General features: G+C 41.0%; 14 protein-coding genes. 9 read left to right on the top strand and 5 right to left on the bottom strand.

Translation table 11 applies throughout. The annotated features are described in order from the left end of the window. From ABDD94_RS11585 to bioB, 4 genes are all read left to right on the top strand, one after another. Positions 1 to 615, top strand: a complete 615-nt coding sequence (locus ABDD94_RS11585) for a YigZ family protein (protein ID WP_345952375.1) — start codon at positions 1 to 3, stop codon at positions 613 to 615. Positions 616 to 713: 98 nt separating this feature from the next. Continuing rightward, positions 714 to 992, top strand: coding sequence for a hypothetical protein (locus ABDD94_RS11580; protein WP_345951925.1), 279 nt, complete (start codon positions 714 to 716; stop codon positions 990 to 992). A 103-nt stretch (positions 993 to 1,095) separates the two neighbouring features. After that, positions 1,096 to 2,445: a magnesium transporter gene (gene mgtE, locus ABDD94_RS11575; protein ID WP_345952374.1), complete on the top strand. Its 1,350-nt coding sequence runs from the start codon at positions 1,096 to 1,098 to the stop codon at positions 2,443 to 2,445. 27 nt (positions 2,446 to 2,472) lie between these two features. After that, positions 2,473 to 3,486 (top strand): biotin synthase BioB, encoded by a 1,014-nt coding sequence (gene bioB / locus ABDD94_RS11570; RefSeq protein ID WP_345952373.1) that lies wholly within the window; start codon positions 2,473 to 2,475, stop codon positions 3,484 to 3,486. A gap of 116 nt (positions 3,487 to 3,602) precedes the next feature. Here bioB and ABDD94_RS11565 read toward each other — a convergent pair whose 3' ends face one another. Next, entirely contained in the window at positions 3,603 to 4,016 is a 414-nt protein-coding gene (locus ABDD94_RS11565; RefSeq protein WP_345952372.1) for an organic hydroperoxide resistance protein, read from the bottom strand. 91 nt (positions 4,017 to 4,107) lie between these two features. Here ABDD94_RS11565 and ABDD94_RS11560 point away from each other — a divergent pair, with 91 nt between their 5' ends. The 3 genes from ABDD94_RS11560 to ABDD94_RS11550 all read left to right on the top strand — a co-directional run bounded on the left by ABDD94_RS11560 (position 4,108) and on the right by ABDD94_RS11550 (position 8,028). Continuing rightward, positions 4,108 to 5,364, top strand: coding sequence for a putative DNA modification/repair radical SAM protein (locus ABDD94_RS11560; protein ID WP_345952371.1), 1,257 nt, complete (start codon positions 4,108 to 4,110; stop codon positions 5,362 to 5,364). Beyond that, on the top strand, positions 5,364 to 6,122 hold the full coding sequence (locus tag ABDD94_RS11555) for a TIGR03915 family putative DNA repair protein (RefSeq protein ID WP_345952370.1): 759 nt from the start codon (positions 5,364 to 5,366) through the stop codon (positions 6,120 to 6,122). Before ABDD94_RS11560 ends, ABDD94_RS11555 begins: the two co-directional genes overlap by 1 nt. A 556-nt stretch (positions 6,123 to 6,678) precedes the next feature. Further along, the gene (locus tag ABDD94_RS11550; RefSeq protein ID WP_345952369.1) at positions 6,679 to 8,028 is read left to right on the top strand and encodes a PhoH family protein; all 1,350 of its coding nucleotides are present in this window, start codon (positions 6,679 to 6,681) and stop codon (positions 8,026 to 8,028) included. On the opposite strand, the gene ABDD94_RS11545 is transcribed toward ABDD94_RS11550, so the two are convergent. Then, the gene (locus tag ABDD94_RS11545) at positions 8,025 to 10,208 is read right to left on the bottom strand and encodes an FUSC family membrane protein (protein WP_345952368.1); all 2,184 of its coding nucleotides are present in this window, start codon (positions 10,206 to 10,208) and stop codon (positions 8,025 to 8,027) included. The genes ABDD94_RS11550 and ABDD94_RS11545 overlap by 4 nt on opposite strands. 183 nt (positions 10,209 to 10,391) lie before the next feature. On the opposite strand from ABDD94_RS11545, the gene ABDD94_RS11540 reads away from it, so the two are divergent. Next, positions 10,392 to 12,989 (top strand): phosphoenolpyruvate carboxylase, encoded by a 2,598-nt coding sequence (locus ABDD94_RS11540; RefSeq protein WP_345952367.1) that lies wholly within the window; start codon positions 10,392 to 10,394, stop codon positions 12,987 to 12,989. Between the two features lie 113 nt (positions 12,990 to 13,102). Beyond that, positions 13,103 to 13,645 (top strand): DUF4142 domain-containing protein, encoded by a 543-nt coding sequence (locus ABDD94_RS11535; RefSeq protein ID WP_345952366.1) that lies wholly within the window; start codon positions 13,103 to 13,105, stop codon positions 13,643 to 13,645. Positions 13,646 to 13,763: 118 nt separating this feature from the next. Here the strand turns inward: ABDD94_RS11535 and ABDD94_RS11530 are convergent, their stop codons facing one another. Genes ABDD94_RS11530 through gyrA form a run of 3 tightly spaced genes read right to left on the bottom strand, consistent with a single transcriptional unit; the run spans position 13,764 to position 18,723 of the window. After that, entirely contained in the window at positions 13,764 to 15,017 is a 1,254-nt protein-coding gene (locus ABDD94_RS11530; protein WP_345952365.1) for a hypothetical protein, read from the bottom strand. 7 nt (positions 15,018 to 15,024) lie between these two features. Further along, a complete protein-coding gene (locus ABDD94_RS11525; protein ID WP_345951936.1) occupies positions 15,025 to 16,146 on the bottom strand; it encodes a tetratricopeptide repeat protein in 1,122 nt (373 codons plus the stop codon). 3 nt (positions 16,147 to 16,149) lie between these two features. Next, the gene (gyrA, locus tag ABDD94_RS11520; protein ID WP_345951937.1) at positions 16,150 to 18,723 is read right to left on the bottom strand and encodes a DNA gyrase subunit A; all 2,574 of its coding nucleotides are present in this window, start codon (positions 18,721 to 18,723) and stop codon (positions 16,150 to 16,152) included. Positions 18,724 to 18,954 lie beyond the last annotated feature (231 nt).

The raw sequence follows: 18,954 nt of genomic DNA, 5'->3' as shown, positions 1-18,954 counted from the left end.
ATGCTATTTGAAGATACTTACTTCACTGTTAAACAAGCGGCCGAATATACTTTTGCCGACCGTGGTAGTAAATTCATCGCTTTTGTTTATCCCATTACATCAGAAAGTGAGATTAAGCCGCTTATAAACCAGTTAAAGACTGCCCATCCTAAAGCTAACCATCATTGCTGGGGAATGCGCATTACGCCAGACCGTTCTGTATTTAAGGTAAATGACGACGGAGAACCATCGGGCACTGCTGGGCGGCCTATACTTAATGTGATGTTATCTAAAAATGTAACTAACACCCTCATTGTAGTCGTACGATACTTTGGAGGAAAGTTATTGGGTGTGCCCGGTTTGATCAATGCTTACAAAACGGCGGCAGAGCAAGGTTTAGCAGCAGCTGGAATTGTTGAAAAAGTAAGCAGCGACGTTTATAGCATTGATTTTGACTACCTACAGATGAATGATGTGATGAAAATTCTGAAAGATGAGGGCGTAAATATTTTGGAGCAACACGCCGATAATACATGCACTATAAAAATTGCTGTAAGAAAATTAAAGATTAGCCAAACAATCAATAAACTCAGCAGTTTATATAGTGTTACAACCAATTACCTATATAGTATTTAGTAATTAAATGACTTAATAAATAAATTAGTCTTTTTAGTTGCAAAAAATATAATTACTATTTAATTTAGGGTAACATTTACATCTAACCTCCAAACATCATGAACGGCTTGCCAATTGGGATTTATCTCGAAAACGAGAGAAGATTCGAATTCGATTTTGTTAAACATTTACTAAAAATCAAATTTTTTAAAGAAACTCAACCCGCGGGTACTATTGTGTCGCCTTTTCGTTTAATTAAAAATGATGACGGCTATTATTTATTAATTCACAATTACGACCGCTTGGGCGAACGTAAAATCATGATTGAATCGATAGACCAGAATGAACTGGTTATAAACCATGACAATACATCTTACAAGCTTAAGAAAGTAGCTTAGTATAATATAAAGAACTTTTATGTGATTTTTAGTAAGGAGGGTAATATTACATATTACCCTTTTTTAATGGCCTTTTGCCCTATAATTTGTAACTTGGGCATATATGCAATCTTTTGAAATTGATAAGTCAGACCTGCAGCGCCTTAAAGCAGCGCTTGATGGTAGTGATGCAGACCTGCAACAGGTTCTGCAACAGTATCATACCTCTGAGATTGCCATACTTTTCGAGAAACTTTCGCCTGCAGAACGCGAACGAATCATTAACGTTCTTCCGGCCGAAGAGGCGTCCGAAGTTATTTCGGAGATGGATGATGCAGATCACCCGGCAGAATTATTAATTAACCTGACGCCGGAAAAACGGTCGGAGATTGTTGAAGAACTTGATTACGATGATGCCACCGACCTTATTTCACAACTAGACGAGAGCGATCAACAGGAAATTTTAGGTGAGATTGATGAGGAAGACGCGACGAACATACGCGCCTTACTCAACTATGACGAGGAAACGGCCGGTGGTTTGATGAATACCGACCTCATTAAAGTTAACATCAATTTTACTAAGAATGAGGCTTTGGAAGAAATCATTCTCCAGTCGGAGCAGATGGAAGAGTTCTATACGCTTTATGCCGTAAATGATAATAACGAACTGAAAGGTATACTTTCTATTAAAGATATCATAAAAGCGAAAAGGCAAGTAACCGTATCTCAATTAGTAAATACGGAGTTTGTATATGTTAAAGCAGATCTCGATCAGGAAGAAGTAGCCAAGCTTTTCTCACAATACAATTTAACTAGTATTCCCGTCGTAGATGATGGCATGAGATTGCTCGGCCGTATTACGGTCGACGACATTATGGATGTGCTGGAGGAGGAGAATACAGAAGACATTCTGAAAATTTCCGGTGTTTCTGAGGATGAGGAATTAGGAGGTAGCTGGCAGGATGCCATTAAAAGCCGCTTGCCTTGGCTAGTTATAAATTTGGCAACAGCATTTTTAGCAGCTTCTGTTATCCGGAGCTTTGATGAAACGGCGAAGAAAATACCAATCATTTCGGCCTACATGGTCATTATTGCAGGTATGGGCGGTAATGCAGCTACTCAGGCACTGGCTGTTACCGTAAGGCGCATATCATTAAGCGATTTAACAGATAAGCAGGCTTATATTACTGTAATTAAGGAGTTTTTGGTTGGAATGACCAATGGCGCCACCACTGGGTTAATTGTTTTTATTGTAGCGCTTGTTTATGATGCCAATCCTACGTTAGGACTGGTTATGTTTTTAGCTATGACAGGTAATTTAATTGTTGCCGGCCTTACTGGTGCCACAATACCGCTGCTGCTTAAGCGTGTGGGTATCGACCCCGCCGTAGCTTCGTCCATTATTATTACCACTTTTACAGACTGTATAGGTTTTTTGATGCCACTATGGTTGGCAACAAAGCTTTTATTATAAATTTGCCACAGTTTAAAGTTCTATCCAATGACTGAAATAAGACACGACTGGACCAAAGAAGAAATTTCTGAAATATACCATACGCCATTACTGGACTTGATCTACCGGGCGGCAACCGTTCACCGCGAAAATAAAGACTACGCTGAAGTGCAGATCAGCTCGCTGATTTCTGTTAAAACCGGTGGATGCCCTGAAGATTGTGCTTATTGCCCGCAAGCTGCACGTTTTCAAACCGGCGTTAATGTGCATGCCATTTTACCTAAATATGAAGTCGTAGCTGCTGCTCAAAAAGCTAAAGCAGGCGGCGCATCTCGTTTGTGCATGGGTGCCGCATGGCGCGAAGTACGTGATAACCGCGATTTTGATAAAGTGATTGAAATGGTACAAGCCGTTAATGAACTGGATATGGAAGTGTGCTGCACTTTAGGCATGCTTACAGAAAGTCAGGCTCAACGGCTTGCCGATGCAGGTTTATACGCTTATAACCACAACCTCGACACATCTGAAGAGGATTATAAGCGCATTATCACTACTCGTACTTATGACGACCGTTTAAAAACCATTGAAAACGTTAGGAAAGCTAAAATCTCAGTTTGCAGTGGTGGTATCATCGGCTTGGGTGAAACGGTCGAAGATCGGATTTCCATGCTAAAGACCTTGTCTAATATGCCAAAGCATCCCGAGTCGGTGCCTGTAAACGCCCTTGTACCAGTTCAAGGCACCCCATTGGCCGAGCAGCCGAGGGTTTCTGTTTGGGATATGGTGCGCATGATTGCAACCGCCCGCATTATTATGCCGCGCACGGTAGTGCGATTATCTGCAGGCCGTACCGAAATGAGCACTGTTGAACAAGCCTTATGCTTTATGGCAGGTGCTAGTTCTATTTTTGCTGGTGAAAAACTTTTAACTACGCCTAACCCGTCATTTGATGAGGATATGGCCATGTTTGAATTACTGGGTTTGACTCCACGTAAAGCATTTAAAAACGGCAGACCAAACCAGTTGCCTATTACTGAAAGCGCTGAAGTTGCCGTGTCTTAATTAACAACATATTTCCTCAAAACCAAGTATATAAAAAACGGTTCACAGCGTAAGCTTTTGAAACTTCGAGCTGTGAACCGTTTCCATTGTTAGCTTTTAATTAGAAGGTGATTGCGTTATACTGCTATGACCTTCACCTCAATATTTCCCCGCACAGCTTTCGAATAAGGACAGGCACGATGAGCTTTATCCGCCAGTTGCTGTGTTTCGTCCAGGCTCATACCCGGAATGTGTACATGCAATTCGGCCGAAAGCACATAGGCGTTATCGTCCTTATTAAAGCTTACGTGTACCTCAGCCGTTGCCTCGCTTACATCAATGTTATCTTTTTTGGCCACGCTGCCTAAAGCGCCCAGATAACAAGCGCCATAAGCACCGGCAAATAATTGCTCTGGATTGGTAAAACTGCCGCCTTCACCACCCATTTCTACCGGTTTTTTCAAGTCCAGGTCAATAATGCCGTCAGACGATTTGATATGACCATCACGGCCGCCTTTAGCTGTAACAACAGCTGTATACACTTTTTCCATTATATATATTTTTAATTGTAACCCTTATAGTTGTGTAAAGTTTTTTATTCTATTCTAATCATGCTAAAAATATTAGTATTTTTGAAATCGTATGGATGAGAAACGTATAATTGAAAAGCTGAATATTTTAGCGGATGCTGCCAAATATGATGTATCGTGTGCGTCGAGCGGTAGCAAGCGTAAAAACGAAAACAAAGGATTAGGTAATGCCAGTAACGGCATTTGCCATACGTATACAGAAGATGGACGCTGTGTATCGCTTCTTAAAATATTACTTACCAATCACTGTATTTTTGATTGTGCTTATTGCGTTTCACGTAGCAGCAACGACATAAAACGTGCTGCGTTTACTGTGCAAGAAGTAGTTGATTTAACTATAAATTTTTACCGCCGCAATTATATCGAAGGCTTGTTCCTTAGCTCCGGTATTTTCAAAGACGCCGACTTTACCATGGAACGTTTGGTACGCGTTGCTAAAAAGCTGCGAACCGAACACAAGTTTAACGGCTACATTCATCTTAAATCAATTCCGGGAGCAAGTGACGAATTAATGCGAGAGGCGGGCTTGTATGCCGATCGGTTAAGCGTTAATTTAGAAATGCCTACAGAAGAGGGTTTAAAGCTTTTAGCGCCCGAAAAGAACCGCCAGGATATGATTCAACCTATGGGATTTCTCAAAAACGAAATCATTCTTCGGACGGAAGAAAAGACTTTGTTTAAGAAAGCACCCATTTTTGCACCGGCCGGCCAAAGCACCCAGGTTATTGTGGGTGCTACGCCCGAAACTGATCATCAGGTTTTGCATACGGCCAATCATTTTTACAAAAATTTCAATTTAAAACGAGTTTATTACTCAGGATATGTACCTGTAATAAGTGATAAACGCCTGCCCGACCTGCACACTAGCGTACCTATGGTGCGCGAAAACCGCCTTTATCAGGCCGATTGGCTAATGCGATTCTATGGCTTCCAGGTAAATGAAATTGTAAATGGGCAAAATCCACATCTCGATCTCGACATCGACCCAAAGCTAAGCTGGGGATTACGCAACTTGCACGTTTTTCCAATTGATATTAATAAAGCCGACTTGCAATTGATATTACGGGTACCTGGTATAGGGTTACAGTCGGCACATAAAATTGTTAGCGCAAGGCTGTTCGGTAGGTTAAATTGGGACCAATTAAAGAAGATAGGCGTGGCATTGAACCGGGCAAAGTATTTTATTACTTGCCACAGTCCGCAGTTTGAAAAGCGTGATTTAACTGGAACTGCCATTAAGCAGTACATCCTGTCTCAGTCGCAAAGTAAGTATTTAAAAAATTCGGTTACTCAGCTTAACTTGTTTTAATGATGACTACCCTTGTATACGACGGATCGTTTGAAGGCCTGCTTACCGCGGTGTTTGAAATTTATGAACACAAGCTGCAACAAGTTAAAATACAGAAATGGGAGTGGCTAAGTACCGCTTTGTTTGAAGATGTTATTAAGATAGTGACCGATCAAAACCGCGCAGGCCGTGTATTGCAGGGCTTACAGCAGCGCTTGGCAACGGCAAGCATGCAGCGCCTTTATGCTATTCATATGGCCGGTTTTGATGGCGAGGACGCAACAATTATTGGCTACATTAGGTATATTTTCGATTCAAAAATTAATGTAGAAGAAGATTATGGCAATAAATATGTGCTTCGGATGGCAGAGCTGTTGCGGATGATACGCCGTGAAAAACATCGCATGGAAGCATTCATACGCTTTCAAAAATTACAAGATGAAACTTTCTATTCGGCTATAGAACCAGATTTTAATGTGCTCCCGTTATTAGGTAAACATTTCAAAAACCGATATACCGACCAAAAGTGGATCATTTACGACATGCGGCGCAACTATGGCTTATACTATAATCTTCACGAACTCGAATTTATTACACTTGATTTTTCAACTGCCCGTCCCGACAATGTGATATCAACCTATACAGAAGATGAGGGTCTATATCAAAACCTTTGGAAGAATTATTTTAACAGCGTAAATATACCAGCACGTAAAAACACAAAGTTGCACATGCGCCATATTCCAAAAAGGTATTGGCGGTTTTTAACAGAAAAAATTTAAAAGGCAATGGCGATGATTTTATTATACTGATTAACAGCAAGTTGACAAATAATTGAATTTTAAACTTGACACGTATAGTAAAACATGCTATCTTGGTATTATTAAGAACGACGTACATTGACAGCCTTGAGTAACGGAAAATGAATCGGGTGAATCTTCGGAGGATCTAAAGATCATGGGAAGTCTCTAATTGCATCCTGGTAGCAAATAAGATACGCAAGTTATTATAGCTGAGGGATGAGGGTTAAAAAAGGTATTACCAAAAAGGACACCGTAATCTACGGAGAAACAGTGAAAACAAAGGTAATGGTCTTGCAGTAGTAAGCGCTTGTATATAACGCGAGTTATATAGAGCAATAACGGAGGGCAGATCGGTAAATGCACATCAAATCGTACTTAATGCTTTTAAAGCCAGCTATGGTTGGGGTTAAAAGTTAAGGAAACGGAAGTTGAAACGTAAATGTGGAGGCTTCCGTTTTCGTGTTTTATATGCTCTTCAATTATATTCATTCAGCTTTACTATAGGCTACAGCTAAAATGTATATTTTTACCTTACATGGCTAAAGAGGGTAAAATCAAATCAACATCTGCTCAAAAAAAAATATTTGTACTGGATACGTCGGTTATTCTTTACGATCATAACGCATTTGAAAGCTTTCAGGAACATGATGTGGCTATTCCAATTCAGGTATTAGAAGAGCTGGATAACATGAAAACGGGTAATGATACGCGTAATTTTGAAGCTCGTGGATTTATTCGCTTAATGGATAATTACTCGCAAAATTATTTACTTAACAACTGGTTGCCATTAAACGGTAAAAATAAAGGTTCGTTTAAAGTTGTAATGGATAAGTCAGAGGGTACGGTTAACGCAGAGACTATATTTGGAAGTGATAAGATAGATCATCGCATACTTAATGCAGCCTTACGCCTTCAACAGGAAAATCCGGATAAAAAAGTTATTTTAGTATCGAAAGACATTTGTTTGCGGCTAAAAGCAAAGGCACTGAACTTGTATGCCGAAGATTATGAGACAGGTAAAGTAAAAAATCTGGAAGCGTTATATACTGGCATAGGCCCGCTGCAAAAAGTAACCGAACGGCTGCTAGGCCAGCTTAATAAGCAGCCGTTGCCGGCTGACACGGCAAATATCCACCCCGCCGGTAATCTATTCTATATACTGCAAGGTAAAAATACTGCTGTTCCTGCGTTTTATAACATACAGAATGCCCAGTTAGAGAAGATACAACAGCAAACAGCTTTTACCATTGAGCCAAGGAGTGTGCAGCAGGCGTTTGCCTTGCATGCTTTGCTTAACCCTGCAATTAAATTAGTTACTATACAAGGTAATGCGGGCACCGGCAAAACACTGCTTGCCTTGGCAAGCGCGCTTGAACAGCGTAAAAACTACAGGCAAATATTTATTACACGCCCTACCGTGCCGTTGGGCAATAAGGAAATCGGGTATTTACCTGGCGATGCTAAATCGAAGGTTGATCCATTTATGGCGCCTATTTGGGATAATCTCAAGTTTTTGAAAGACCAGTATGCCCATGATGAGAAAATGCAAAAGAAGATTGATGAACTGGTAGCTACCGACAAAATATCCATCACGCCCCTGGCTTTTATACGCGGTCGTACACTTAGCAAAATTTTCTTTATGGTTGATGAGGCACAGAACTTGACACCGCATGAGATTAAGACAATTATCTCAAGAGCAGGGGAGAACAGCAAGGTGGTATTTACCGGAGACATCTACCAAATCGATACGCCATATCTGGATGCGGAGAGTAACGGATTGTCTTATTTAATCGATAAAGCTAAAAACCATCCGCTTTACGCGCATATCACTTTGCAAAAAGGCGAACGCAGCGAACTGGCCAACCTTGCAAACGAATTACTTTAACTTATAAATGCATCAGCCGTTTTAGCAATATCGGCGCTTATTTTATGAATGAAACCGAGCTGGTCTTTTAACAAAATTTCGTCTGCAGTTAACTCGCGTTGTTCAGAACCGTCTAGCTTTTTATCGCCCACAAAGTCAACACCGACTCCGCCCAGCTTTTTAGCGCTGTCATTAAGAATGTTAATACTACGTTTAACCATCTTTAAGTTCTCGCCACTGGTTTTATGCAGCTCACGCCCCGTAACGCCCGAAGCTATTGTAGCTATGTATGAGGATAGGATGTGATTTAATACAACAAATTTATGCACATCCTTACTTTTGTGCTGCTTGTTTTTGGGCTCAGAAGTCATGCGCTCAAAAGCAGCTGATAAATTGGCGGATTTGATATATACCTCTTTGCGTGCAAGCTTATATTCAGTAGTGCTCACCGGTATACCGGTTATACTTTCAGCAATCTTAGTGAGATAATTGGCATTAGCCGTAAGTACTTCGTGCAAACTCTGTTTTAACTGTTCAGACTCCCAAGTTGGGAATAACAGATAATTAGCACCAAATGCAATTACTGACCCTATAATCGTGTCTATAATCCTTTCCTCGGCAATGTTTAAATGCCCTAGACCTAAAAACCGGAACAATATTAATACGTAAGGCGTCATCAGTACGATGCCCACCCCATAATTAATTCGTATAAAACTGTAGGCACCAACCATCAAAACGGCCAATATTACAAATTGAGCTGTATCGTTATGTACAAAATTAAGAATACCAACGCCAATAGCTCCTCCAAAAATGGTACCGATAAGCCGCTGGTAGTTGCGCTGTTTAGAAAGGCTGAACGCCGGTTTTATAATAACAATAATGGTAAGTAATACCCAGTAGCTATGCTGCCCAAATACTACCGTACGGCCAGTAACAGCATTAATGAAATGTAGCAAGGCGCTGCTTTTGGTAATGATAAAACCAAACAGGCAAACTAAAGAAACGCGCAGTGCAAACTTAAAGGTGGTTGATTTGAACGTAAGGTTGTCTAATAGCAGCCTCAGCGAAAAGTCCTGATGCGCAACAAATTTATCATACTCTACCTGGTATGGATTGTCAATTGGCTTTTTAGAGGTGCGGGCCTTATGATATCTATAGATGTCGACGATCTTTTGATTTAAATCACGCAGATTAATCAAGATCTTTTTCAACACCAGGTTACTTCCTGTATTTCCGGACACTCCCAGCGTATCAATCTTAGCCTTCAGCTCTTCTAAATCGGTGCTAAACCGTTTGGCTGAGCGGTAAGTTGTGTTAGAAAGCACAGCAAATCCAATGTTATCTAGTTCATCGGCCATGCGGTGAAGCAAATGACCAATATCTTCCAGAATACCTGTTTCGCCAAACTGCTCATGTATACGGCCGTAATCATAGTGGGTAGCCATAATCTGCTCAAACATATCCACCAGATCAACAAACGTAAGTACCAGCATACGGCTATAATTGGTTGATTCTTTAACCACTTGCCGGCTCTTAAACAGTAACTCCCTAACGGAATCCTGATGCTGACTTACCATGATCTGTTTGGAAACAAGCTTTCTGTAATTGTCGTCAATATTAGTCTCAGGTAAATAAAAATCGGCTTTCACCCTTAAAAATTCAACAATATCCCTGATGTTTTCACCTAAAGCCTGCTGGGCCGCACGATAAGGTCTAATGCCAAAGAACATCAGGCTCATGAGCATGTACCATATACCTCCGGCTAACACCATTAAGCTATGCGTCCAAATCTCGCTTCTGGCAATATCTTTATCCATCACAAAAACCATGGCTAGCAAACCTGCGGTTCCCACTGCTGCTGCCCGATTACCGAAAACAATGAGTATGGAAAAGATAAAAGAGAGGACGGTAACCTCAGTACCTAAAATCCATAGATTAAAACGTGCATATCCGGTAACTATCAATACCAAAAAAACAAGGGCGTTGCCTATCAGCATTGCGTTACGCTTGTGAATAACCGGTCCGGGGTTATCAATAACGCTCATGCAAACAGCACCTAACGATATAGTTAAACCGGTTTGAAGTAAACCTAATTGAGCAAAAACAACAGCAGGCAATAGCAAGCCCATGCTAATACGCAGCCCGTCAGAAAAATACTGGCTGAAAAGGAAGCTTTTTATCTCGCGGGTTTGGGTAGACATTAGGTTAGCAGCAGCAAATTACAGTACAAAAATAGATAAACCAAGAAGTATATCAGAAAAACATACATTGTGCTAAATGCAATAACTATTTATTATCAGCTTGGTTTGATTATTTATAGATAAGATGTGTATTTTAACGCCGCTTAAAGAAGGCGTTCGCCTTCATTTAACAGTTTATAAAATATGTCAGTAACACCACATTCTACACAACGGGAAACAGTCTTCAGCCAAGAGGTCATAACCCGCTTCGAACTTTATAACAGTTTATTTTTAACGCTACCTTTTTATCAAGTTAAGGATACCGGCATTTTATTACCGTTCTTTAGCTCGCATTGCGAAAAAGGAGTAGCACAACTTAAATCACCAAGTGAAGTTATTGAGTCCTTTTTTGATGAGCATGTACCCGGCGTTGATGAACGTGAGAAGATTAATCGTTTGTTCCGCTTTATACAGTATATCGAAAGACAAGTGGTATTATTTGATGCCATAGAGGATTCTTCGTTCAGCAAATTAAGCCGGACCGATGATAGCGGTACCCTGCAAGGATTATTGCAGCAGGTGGCATCGAGCGATGAAGTGCGCGAAAAGATTAGTGAGAAGCTTAAGAATTTCTCATTACGCCTGGTATTAACCGCGCATCCTACACAGTTTTACCCTGGCACGGTACTAACAATCATGACCGACCTAATTGAGGCGCTTAAAACGAACGATATTAATACCGTAAATCTGCTTTTACAGCAGTTGGGTAAGACACCGTTCTTTAACAAAACTTCGCCTACGCCTGTAGACGAGGCCATTAGTCTGATTTGGTTTTTAGAGAACGTGTTTTATTACGCCTTGGCTGGTATACAAACCCGATTAAATGAGGAGTTTGGTATTGACAGCTTTCCCAACCAGGTGTTTGAATTAGGCTTTTGGCCGGGCGGCGATCGCGACGGCAACCCGAACGTAAAAACCAATTCGACACGTACGGTTGCAGCAACGCTAAGGCAAATCATCTTCAGGTGTTATTATAGAGATTACCGCATCCTAAAGCGTCGCATTACGTTTAGAGGCATTGAGGAGCCTATGAGCAGGCTTGGTGATTTGTTGTACGTGAACGCCTTTAATCCGCAACCAGATGCTGGTGATCTGCAGCAAGAAATGATTGACTTGTTGCAGGGTATTAAAGACACGATGGTTAAAGATCACGACGGTATATTTTTAGAGCTGATCGAAGATCTGACACTGAAGGTAAGGCTTTACGGCTGCTATTTTGCTGGCTTAGACATTAGGCAGGATAGCCGGGTATTACGCACGGTATTTCAATATGGTTTAAAACAACCCGGGCTAAATAACGGCTTGCCAGAAAATTACAGCGAACTGAGTGAAGATGAAAAACTAAAACTCATCAGCTTTAATGAAGCTGATTATCCTTGCACTGAGGAAACTGATGGCAATACTGATGAAGCGATGATCAATGATACGCTATGCACTATCAGGCTGATGCATAAAATTCAGCAACAAAACGGCGAGAAGGCCAGCCATCGGTTCATCATCAGCAATTGCCAGGAAGCTTCGGATATACTGCAATTAATGAATTTGTTTTTGTGGTGCGGTTGGACTAAAGACAACCTGACCATTGATTTTATGCCATTGTTTGAAACCGTAAATGACCTGAAAAATGCGGCTGGCGTAATGGAAAAATTGTATGCGCACCCTATATACAAAGAGCATTTGAAGAAGCGCGGAAACCGCCAGATGATAATGCTGGGTTTCTCAGATAGTACTAAAGATGGTGGTTATTTAATGGCTAACTGGTCTATATACCAAGCCAAGGTTGAGTTAACCGCCATAACCAAAAAGTATGATATTGAGCTGGCATTTTTTGATGGGAGGGGAGGCCCGCCGGCAAGAGGTGGTGGCAAAACGCACCGCTTTTATGCGGCTATGGGCAAAGAAATTGCGAACGATCATATCCAACTGACCATACAAGGCCAAACCGTTAGTTCACAATACGGCTCTATAGAAACAGCAAAATACAATATCGAGCAACTCGTAAACGCTGGCATCACTTCAGCGCTGCATCCAAATCATCGTGATTTGCTCGACACTGCACATAAAGACTTAATCTCCACAATGGCCAATGAGAGCTTTGATAAGTTTCTGGCATTGCGCAAGCATCCCATTTTTACGGAGTACTTGGAGAACATGAGCCCATTAAAATTGCTGTCCAACATCAATATTAGCAGTCGGCCTACCAAACGCAATGCTGGCGCGCCGTTAAAGTTAGAAGATTTGCGGGCTATTAGTTTTGTAACCTCGTGGAGCCAGTTAAAACAAAATGTACCAGGCTTTTATGGGGTTGGTTCGGCTTTAAAAAAAGCAAAAGACTTAGGTAAGTGGCAAGATGCGGTAGATTTGTATAAGTCATCTGGTTTTTTCAAAACCATGATCGATAATTGTATGATGTCCATGTCTAAATCCGACTTTAGGATTACAGCGCACCTGGAACATGATGAGCATTATGGGGAGTTTTGGAAATTACTGAAAAACGAGTTTGACTTAACAAAGGCTTTAACGCTTGAATTAACGGGCAACCAGGAACTAATGCAAGAATACCCGGTTGAAAAACGCTCTATAGCAATGCGTGAGCGCATTGTTTTACCGTTGGTTGTTACACAGCATTATGCACTGCAACAATTAAAAAATACAACAGATGAAGAGTTAAAGAGCGCCTATAGTAAGTTAGTGATTCGTACAGTTTACGGTATTGTAAATGCCGGACGTAATTTGGCCTAATGCTATAGTTAAATAATAAAATCCAAACTGTTCAAATATTGTTGTTCGTTTTGTAAACCAGTAAAACATTTAATTGTTACTAAAATAATTATCTGTTAACATCATCTTACAAAATGAAAAACATCTTAAGTTTAAGCGCTGTAGCGTTACTAGCTATATCAATAACCGCCTGTAATGATAATCGGCGCGCAAAAAATTATAACGAAAAAACTTTGGTTGATGACCAGGGGATTGGATTTATAAAGGAAGCTCATGAAGCCAGTTTAACAGAAATAAAGGCTGGCACAGTTGCGCAGGCCAAATCACAAAACCCACGGGTTATTAGCTTTGCCAAGATGATGGTATCTGATCATAAATCCATGGGCAGCGAAGTAAAAAAGCTCGCGACTGATAAGTATGTCAATTTAAAAATGGATACAGACACACTGAATCCGGAACATCAGCAAATGGTGGTTGGTTTAAATAAAATGTCGGGACCTGCCTTTGACAAAGCGTACATGCAAATGATGGTTGCAGATCATGCTAAAGTTATTGAGCTATTTCGTAAGAATACCGATAACCGTATAACCGAAATAAAAAAGCTGGCCGAAAAAAGCTTGCCGAAACTAAACATGCACTTAGATTCAGCAAAAGCGATTAATGCATCTTTAAAATAATAAAAGAAGCAGCTATTATCAAGCTGCTTTTTCTATTTTAAATAAATTCTCATAATTAACATTATGTTAAGTAGATTCATCTATAATAAAGGGCCCTAATTACTGGGCCCCTTGTTACTTATTTTATTGCATCCATTCTTTTCTTAATCTCTGCAGTTTTAACAGTGTTCTTCTTAATGATGTAATAGTTTCTTAAATTACCTAAAGCACTTAAATCGTCTGGTTTAAGCTCAACTGCTTTTTCCAGGTATGGTTTTGCTTTATCAGCAGCGGCGTTAGCTTTTGCAGATAATGCATTGTATTCTTTTTGCTTAGCAACGGGTAACTTGTTTGCAGCATTGTAATCGTCAACTGCAGAAGTCATTAAAATATATCCCATGTTTAGGTTAGCTTCGAAATAGTTCGGATCTAATTCAACTGCTTTCTGATAAGCATCTGCAGCCTTAGCATTATTGTCGTCTCTGGCTTTCAAGGCAGCAGCTTTAGCAACCGGATCTTTGGCTTTTTTAGCAATTTCGGCCTGTGCATCAGCTATTTTACCATATGCAATGCCCGTATAAAAGTGCAGCGTTTTGTTTTTTGGATCATTAGTAGCAGCAGCTTGAATTTTGTCTATAAATTCTGCTTGCTTGCCTTGTTGTAATGCAATTTCTACCTCACGGCCGCGTAACGTTGCGCTGGTTGGGAATTTGCTAACACCTTCGCTTACAGCAGCTAATGCATTGGTGGTATCTTTTGTCATCAGATATAAGTTGGATAAATCTGAATAGATATCTGCTCTGCGGCTGTAATTTGTGGTAACTAATTTTTTATAGTTGTTAATGGCAATTGGGTAATTCTTCGAGTTTGCAGCAGCTAAGCCGGTGTAGTATATAGCTGTAGTATCTTCTGGATATATGCTACGATAAAAATCAAAAGCTTTGTAGGCTTCGTCAAATTGTTTAGCCTGAAATTCTTTTACACCTTTATTCAGTTGATAATAAGCCAGATACTGATTTGCTTCGTCAACCAGTTTTTTAAACTCCCCTTTTGTATCAGTTTCTTTAGCTTTTTTTATAGCATCGGCGGCAGCGCTATACAAAGGCTGTGATGTTGTTGCTACTGTATCGTTATAAGCCAAAGCACCATAAATTGCGCCTTTTAGAGCATAAGTTTGAGGTAATGTACCGGTTTTATCGTTGGTAGCGGCTTTATCAATAGAAGTTTTAGCAGTATTAAGGCTGGTTCTGGCGTTAGTAGCCATCGCCTTTTGCTGTCTGAAAACTGCATACTTGTCGTACTCGGTCTGAGCAGTATTTAACTCTGATTTTTGTGCAAATACTGTTGCCGAGAACAGGCTCATAGCACCTGCTATCAAAAATTTAATTTTCATAGATTCTCTAATTAGTTAATTGTTGCAATTTACTGTTTATGTTATTTAATTGAGTGTCGTTTCCGCTTTTTGCATATATGAGTTGCAAAAGCTTTAGGGTATTAACGTTTTTAGGAGACATTTCATATGCCTTTTGCAGCCAAAGTGCCGACCGCGAAAGATTTTTATCCGCCTCATCCTTGTTTCGCTTGGCAGCACTAAGCTTTAAATACAAAAGCCCTAAATTAAGTACGGGGTCATAAGCAGCACTATTCAGTTCAATAGCACGCAGGTACAATGACTCTGCCCTATCATATTTTTCCAAACGGTCATAACAATTAGCTGCAATAAAATACACCTCCGCATCATTGCCGTAAGCATCCAGTAAATCTTTCAACAGCGGCTCCAGTGATCTGTAATCCTTTTTATTATTGAAGATATTAGCTTCTTCCAAAACAAGGCTTTTATCGCCAGGTAAAAAGCGCCTACCCTTTTGCAACGTTTCCAGTGCCTTTGCGGTATCCCCCATCGTTTTATAAATGTTTGACGCCGCAATCACATATTCTGTTTTGGCGCTGTCGGCAGTTAGCAAGGTGTTATAAAATTTAACTGCTTCCTCCAAACGGCCGGCCCGGGTATTGGCATAGGCTATATAAGCGTTTATTTGACCAAACTTAGGTGAATACTGCTGTGCTTTTTTAAAAGATTCAACCGCATTTGTAAAATCTAAATGCCGGCATTGCTCAAATCCATTTCTGATCAAAACATTAGCCAGGCATCGCTTCGAAAAATCGAGTTCCGTTTGGTATTTGTAGATTCGTTTATGGTGAGAAAGTCTATCAACCAGTTCAACTGTTTTGTTCGAGAAATCGGCAGGCTGATTTAAGCGGTTAGTGGAGTCTATATAAGCTATGCTTGAGTAAACAATAGCTTTGTATATGTTTTTACCAAGATTAGATGAATCTGACCGGGTTTTAATTAAACTATCAACCGATTTTTTGGCGTTGCTCAGATATTTGAGCTCGCCGCGCTGGCGATAGTAAGCCAGATTGTTTACCACAACCTTTAATGCCTCGCTTTGGCCAAAGGCTAACGGTGCGGTAAACAATCCTAATAAAACCAGTACAATGATTTTACGGCTTAGTAGCATAATTTATTCGTTTTCTGCATCATCCGGTGCATCTGCCGCCGGACTATCATTGTCTTCAATTCCAACGTCGGTGCCGTTGGTGTTCAAGCTGCTTTCAATCGCCTGTTCCAGTTCTTCCTCTTCGCTGTGCTCAATTTTAGCTACCGAAGCAATTTCATCACCCTCTTTCAGAGAGATCAAACGAACACCCTGAGTTGCACGGCCCATAACCCTTAATTGGTTCATGGCAATACGGATAATGACACCAGAGCGATTAATGATCATTAAATCATCACCATCTGTAACATCTTTTATGGCAACAAGTTTGCCGGTTTTTTCAGTTACGTTAATAGTTTTTACACCTTTACCACCACGGTTTGTAACGCGGTAATCATCAACGTCGGTACGTTTGCCATATCCTTTTTCAGAAACAACAAGTATGGTTGTGTCTAAATCGTTAACGGCTATCATTCCAACAACAGCATCTTGCTCGTTCTCTAAAGTAACGCCTCTAACTCCGGTTGCAGTACGACCCATTGGCCTAACTGTAGCTTCATTAAAGCGGATTGCGCGGCCTGATTTTAAGGCCATTACAATTTCGCTGCTACCGGTAGTTAATGTGGCTTCGAGCAAGGTATCGCCATCATTAATATTAATAGCGTTAATACCGTTAGAACGCGGACGGGAATAGGCTTCTAAAGAAGTTTTCTTGATGGTGCCTTTAGCCGTACACATGATAATGAAGTTGTTTTCCAGGTATTCCTGGTCTTTCAAATTCTTAACCTTTATATAGGCTTTAATCTTTTCCTCTTTAGGGATGTTAATGATGTTCTGAATAGCACGTCCTTTTGAGGTACGGGTGCCTTCCGGAATTTCGAATACCCTTAACCAGAAGCAACGGCCGGCCTCAGTGAAGAACAGCATATAATTGTGGTTTGATGCTACCAGCAAGTGCTCTATAAAGTCTTCATCGCGGCTGTTGCTGCCAATAGCGCCTTTACCTCCTCTGCCCTGGCGGCGATATTCAGTAAGTGGCGTGCGTTTAATATATCCCTCATGTGAAATAGTGATAACAACATCTTCATCCTCAATGAAATCTTCAGTCATCATTTCGGCGCTCGAGTGAACCATTTCGGTTTTACGCTCATCGCCATATTTTTCTTTGATTTCTAATAGCTCATCCTTGATGATCTGCATTTGCAACGCCGGGTCTGCAAGGATAGATTTCAAGTACTCGATAGTTTTCATTAACTCAGCGTACTCCTCTTTAATCTTGTCGCGCTCCAGTCCCGTTAAACGGCGCAGCGTCATATCCAAAATTGCACGGGCTTGTATTTCGCTTAAGCCAAACTGAGTCATTAAACCATCGCGTGCCTCTTCAGGCGTTGCCGAAGCACGGATAAGGCGTATTACCTCATCTAAATGATCTAAAGCAATTAATAAGCCCTCTAAGATGTGCGCGCGCTTCTCAGCTTCCGCCAGTTCGTACCGGGTACGGCGAACAACAACTTCCTGCCTATGCTCCACAAAGTGGTGTATAAGGTCTCGTAGGTTAAGCAACATAGGGCGGCCTTTAACCAGCGCAATGTTGTTTACACTAAAAGAAGTTTGCAGTGAGGTATATTTATAGAGGTTGTTTAAAACGATAGCGGCATTGGCATCACGTTTTATCTCATAAACTACACGGATACCTTCGCGGCTGGACTCGTCGCGAATGGTAGATATACCTTCTATTTTCTTTTCGTTAACCAGCTCGGCAGTGCGCTCAATCATCTGCGCCTTGTTTACCTGGTAAGGAATCTCGGTAACTATTATACGTTCACGATCATTGTTAAAGGTTTCAATCTCGGCACGTGCTCGTAAAACTACGCGGCCACGGCCGGTTTCGAAGGCGTCACGGGCACCTTCATAACCATAAATAATTGCACCAGTCGGAAAGTCGGGACCTTTGATATAATTCATCAACTCGGCAACTTCAATATCGCGATTATCAATCAACGCTACCGTAGCATCTATAACTTCCGAAAGATTGTGCGGCGCCATATTAGTGGCCATACCCACCGCAATACCCGAGGCACCGTTAACAAGCAGGTTAGGAATTTTAGCGGGCAGTACGCTTGGCTCTTCTAATGAGTCGTCGAAGTTTAACTGGTAGTCGATAGTATCTTTATTGATATCGGCCATCATTTCTTCGGCTATCTTTTGCAAGCGAGCCTCCGTGTAACGCATAGCCGCAGGGCTATCACCGTCAATAGACCCATAATTGCCCTGACCATCTACTAGCGGATAACGTAAGCTCCAATCCTGAGCCATACGCACCATGGTGTCATATACCGACGAGTCGCCGTGCGGGTGATATTTACCAAGAACCTCCCCTACAATACGCGCCGATTTTTTAAAAGGTTTACCACTGGATAAACCCAAATCGAGCATACCGAATAATACGCGTCTGTGTACAGGCTTTAGGCCGTCGCGCACATCTGGAAGTGCACGTGATACGATAACCGACATTGAATAATCAATGTAGGCCGCTCGCATTTCTTCATCAATGTTTATAGGAATGATTCTGTCTTCGTTCTGTGAATTATCTTCAGCCATTTCAATTTTTGTGTAAGAAAAATTTGCTCAATGTGTTAGGTTGATGCGAAAAATTTGACTTGCGAAGATACGAATTTTAAGCCATTTTAAAGGTAAAATTACTAACATTCCGGCCGGTAAGGCTTACAATACAAGCTTTGCAATAAAGGAAAAGTAACTCAGCTTACCGAATAATTACGGGGTAAAAAGGCAGACCGTTAACAGCAGCAAAGGCAAAGGGCGGTTAAGACT

It is taken from the genome of Mucilaginibacter sp. PAMB04168 (genome assembly GCF_039634365.2).
In the GTDB taxonomy this organism is placed as follows: domain Bacteria; phylum Bacteroidota; class Bacteroidia; order Sphingobacteriales; family Sphingobacteriaceae; genus Mucilaginibacter.
The sequence above is the reverse complement of the archived record's forward strand: the minus strand, read 5'-3'. Positions and strand labels throughout refer to the sequence as shown.

Coding starts and splice junctions, on each gene's coding strand:
- bioB (WP_345952373.1), top strand. CDS start 2,473: ATGACTGAAATAAGACACGACTGGACCAAAGAAGAAATTTCTGAAATA.
- ABDD94_RS11530 (WP_345952365.1), bottom strand. CDS start 15,017: ATGAAAATTAAATTTTTGATAGCAGGTGCTATGAGCCTGTTCTCGGCA.
- ABDD94_RS11580 (WP_345951925.1), top strand. CDS start 714: ATGAACGGCTTGCCAATTGGGATTTATCTCGAAAACGAGAGAAGATTC.
- mgtE (WP_345952374.1), top strand. CDS start 1,096: ATGCAATCTTTTGAAATTGATAAGTCAGACCTGCAGCGCCTTAAAGCA.
- ABDD94_RS11540 (WP_345952367.1), top strand. CDS start 10,392: ATGTCAGTAACACCACATTCTACACAACGGGAAACAGTCTTCAGCCAA.
- ABDD94_RS11525 (WP_345951936.1), bottom strand. CDS start 16,146: ATGCTACTAAGCCGTAAAATCATTGTACTGGTTTTATTAGGATTGTTT.
- ABDD94_RS11555 (WP_345952370.1), top strand. CDS start 5,364: ATGATGACTACCCTTGTATACGACGGATCGTTTGAAGGCCTGCTTACC.
- ABDD94_RS11565 (WP_345952372.1), bottom strand. CDS start 4,016: ATGGAAAAAGTGTATACAGCTGTTGTTACAGCTAAAGGCGGCCGTGAT.
- ABDD94_RS11585 (WP_345952375.1), top strand. CDS start 1: ATGCTATTTGAAGATACTTACTTCACTGTTAAACAAGCGGCCGAATAT.
- ABDD94_RS11535 (WP_345952366.1), top strand. CDS start 13,103: ATGAAAAACATCTTAAGTTTAAGCGCTGTAGCGTTACTAGCTATATCA.
- gyrA (WP_345951937.1), bottom strand. CDS start 18,723: ATGGCTGAAGATAATTCACAGAACGAAGACAGAATCATTCCTATAAAC.
- ABDD94_RS11560 (WP_345952371.1), top strand. CDS start 4,108: ATGGATGAGAAACGTATAATTGAAAAGCTGAATATTTTAGCGGATGCT.
- ABDD94_RS11545 (WP_345952368.1), bottom strand. CDS start 10,208: ATGTCTACCCAAACCCGCGAGATAAAAAGCTTCCTTTTCAGCCAGTAT.
- ABDD94_RS11550 (WP_345952369.1), top strand. CDS start 6,679: ATGGCTAAAGAGGGTAAAATCAAATCAACATCTGCTCAAAAAAAAATA.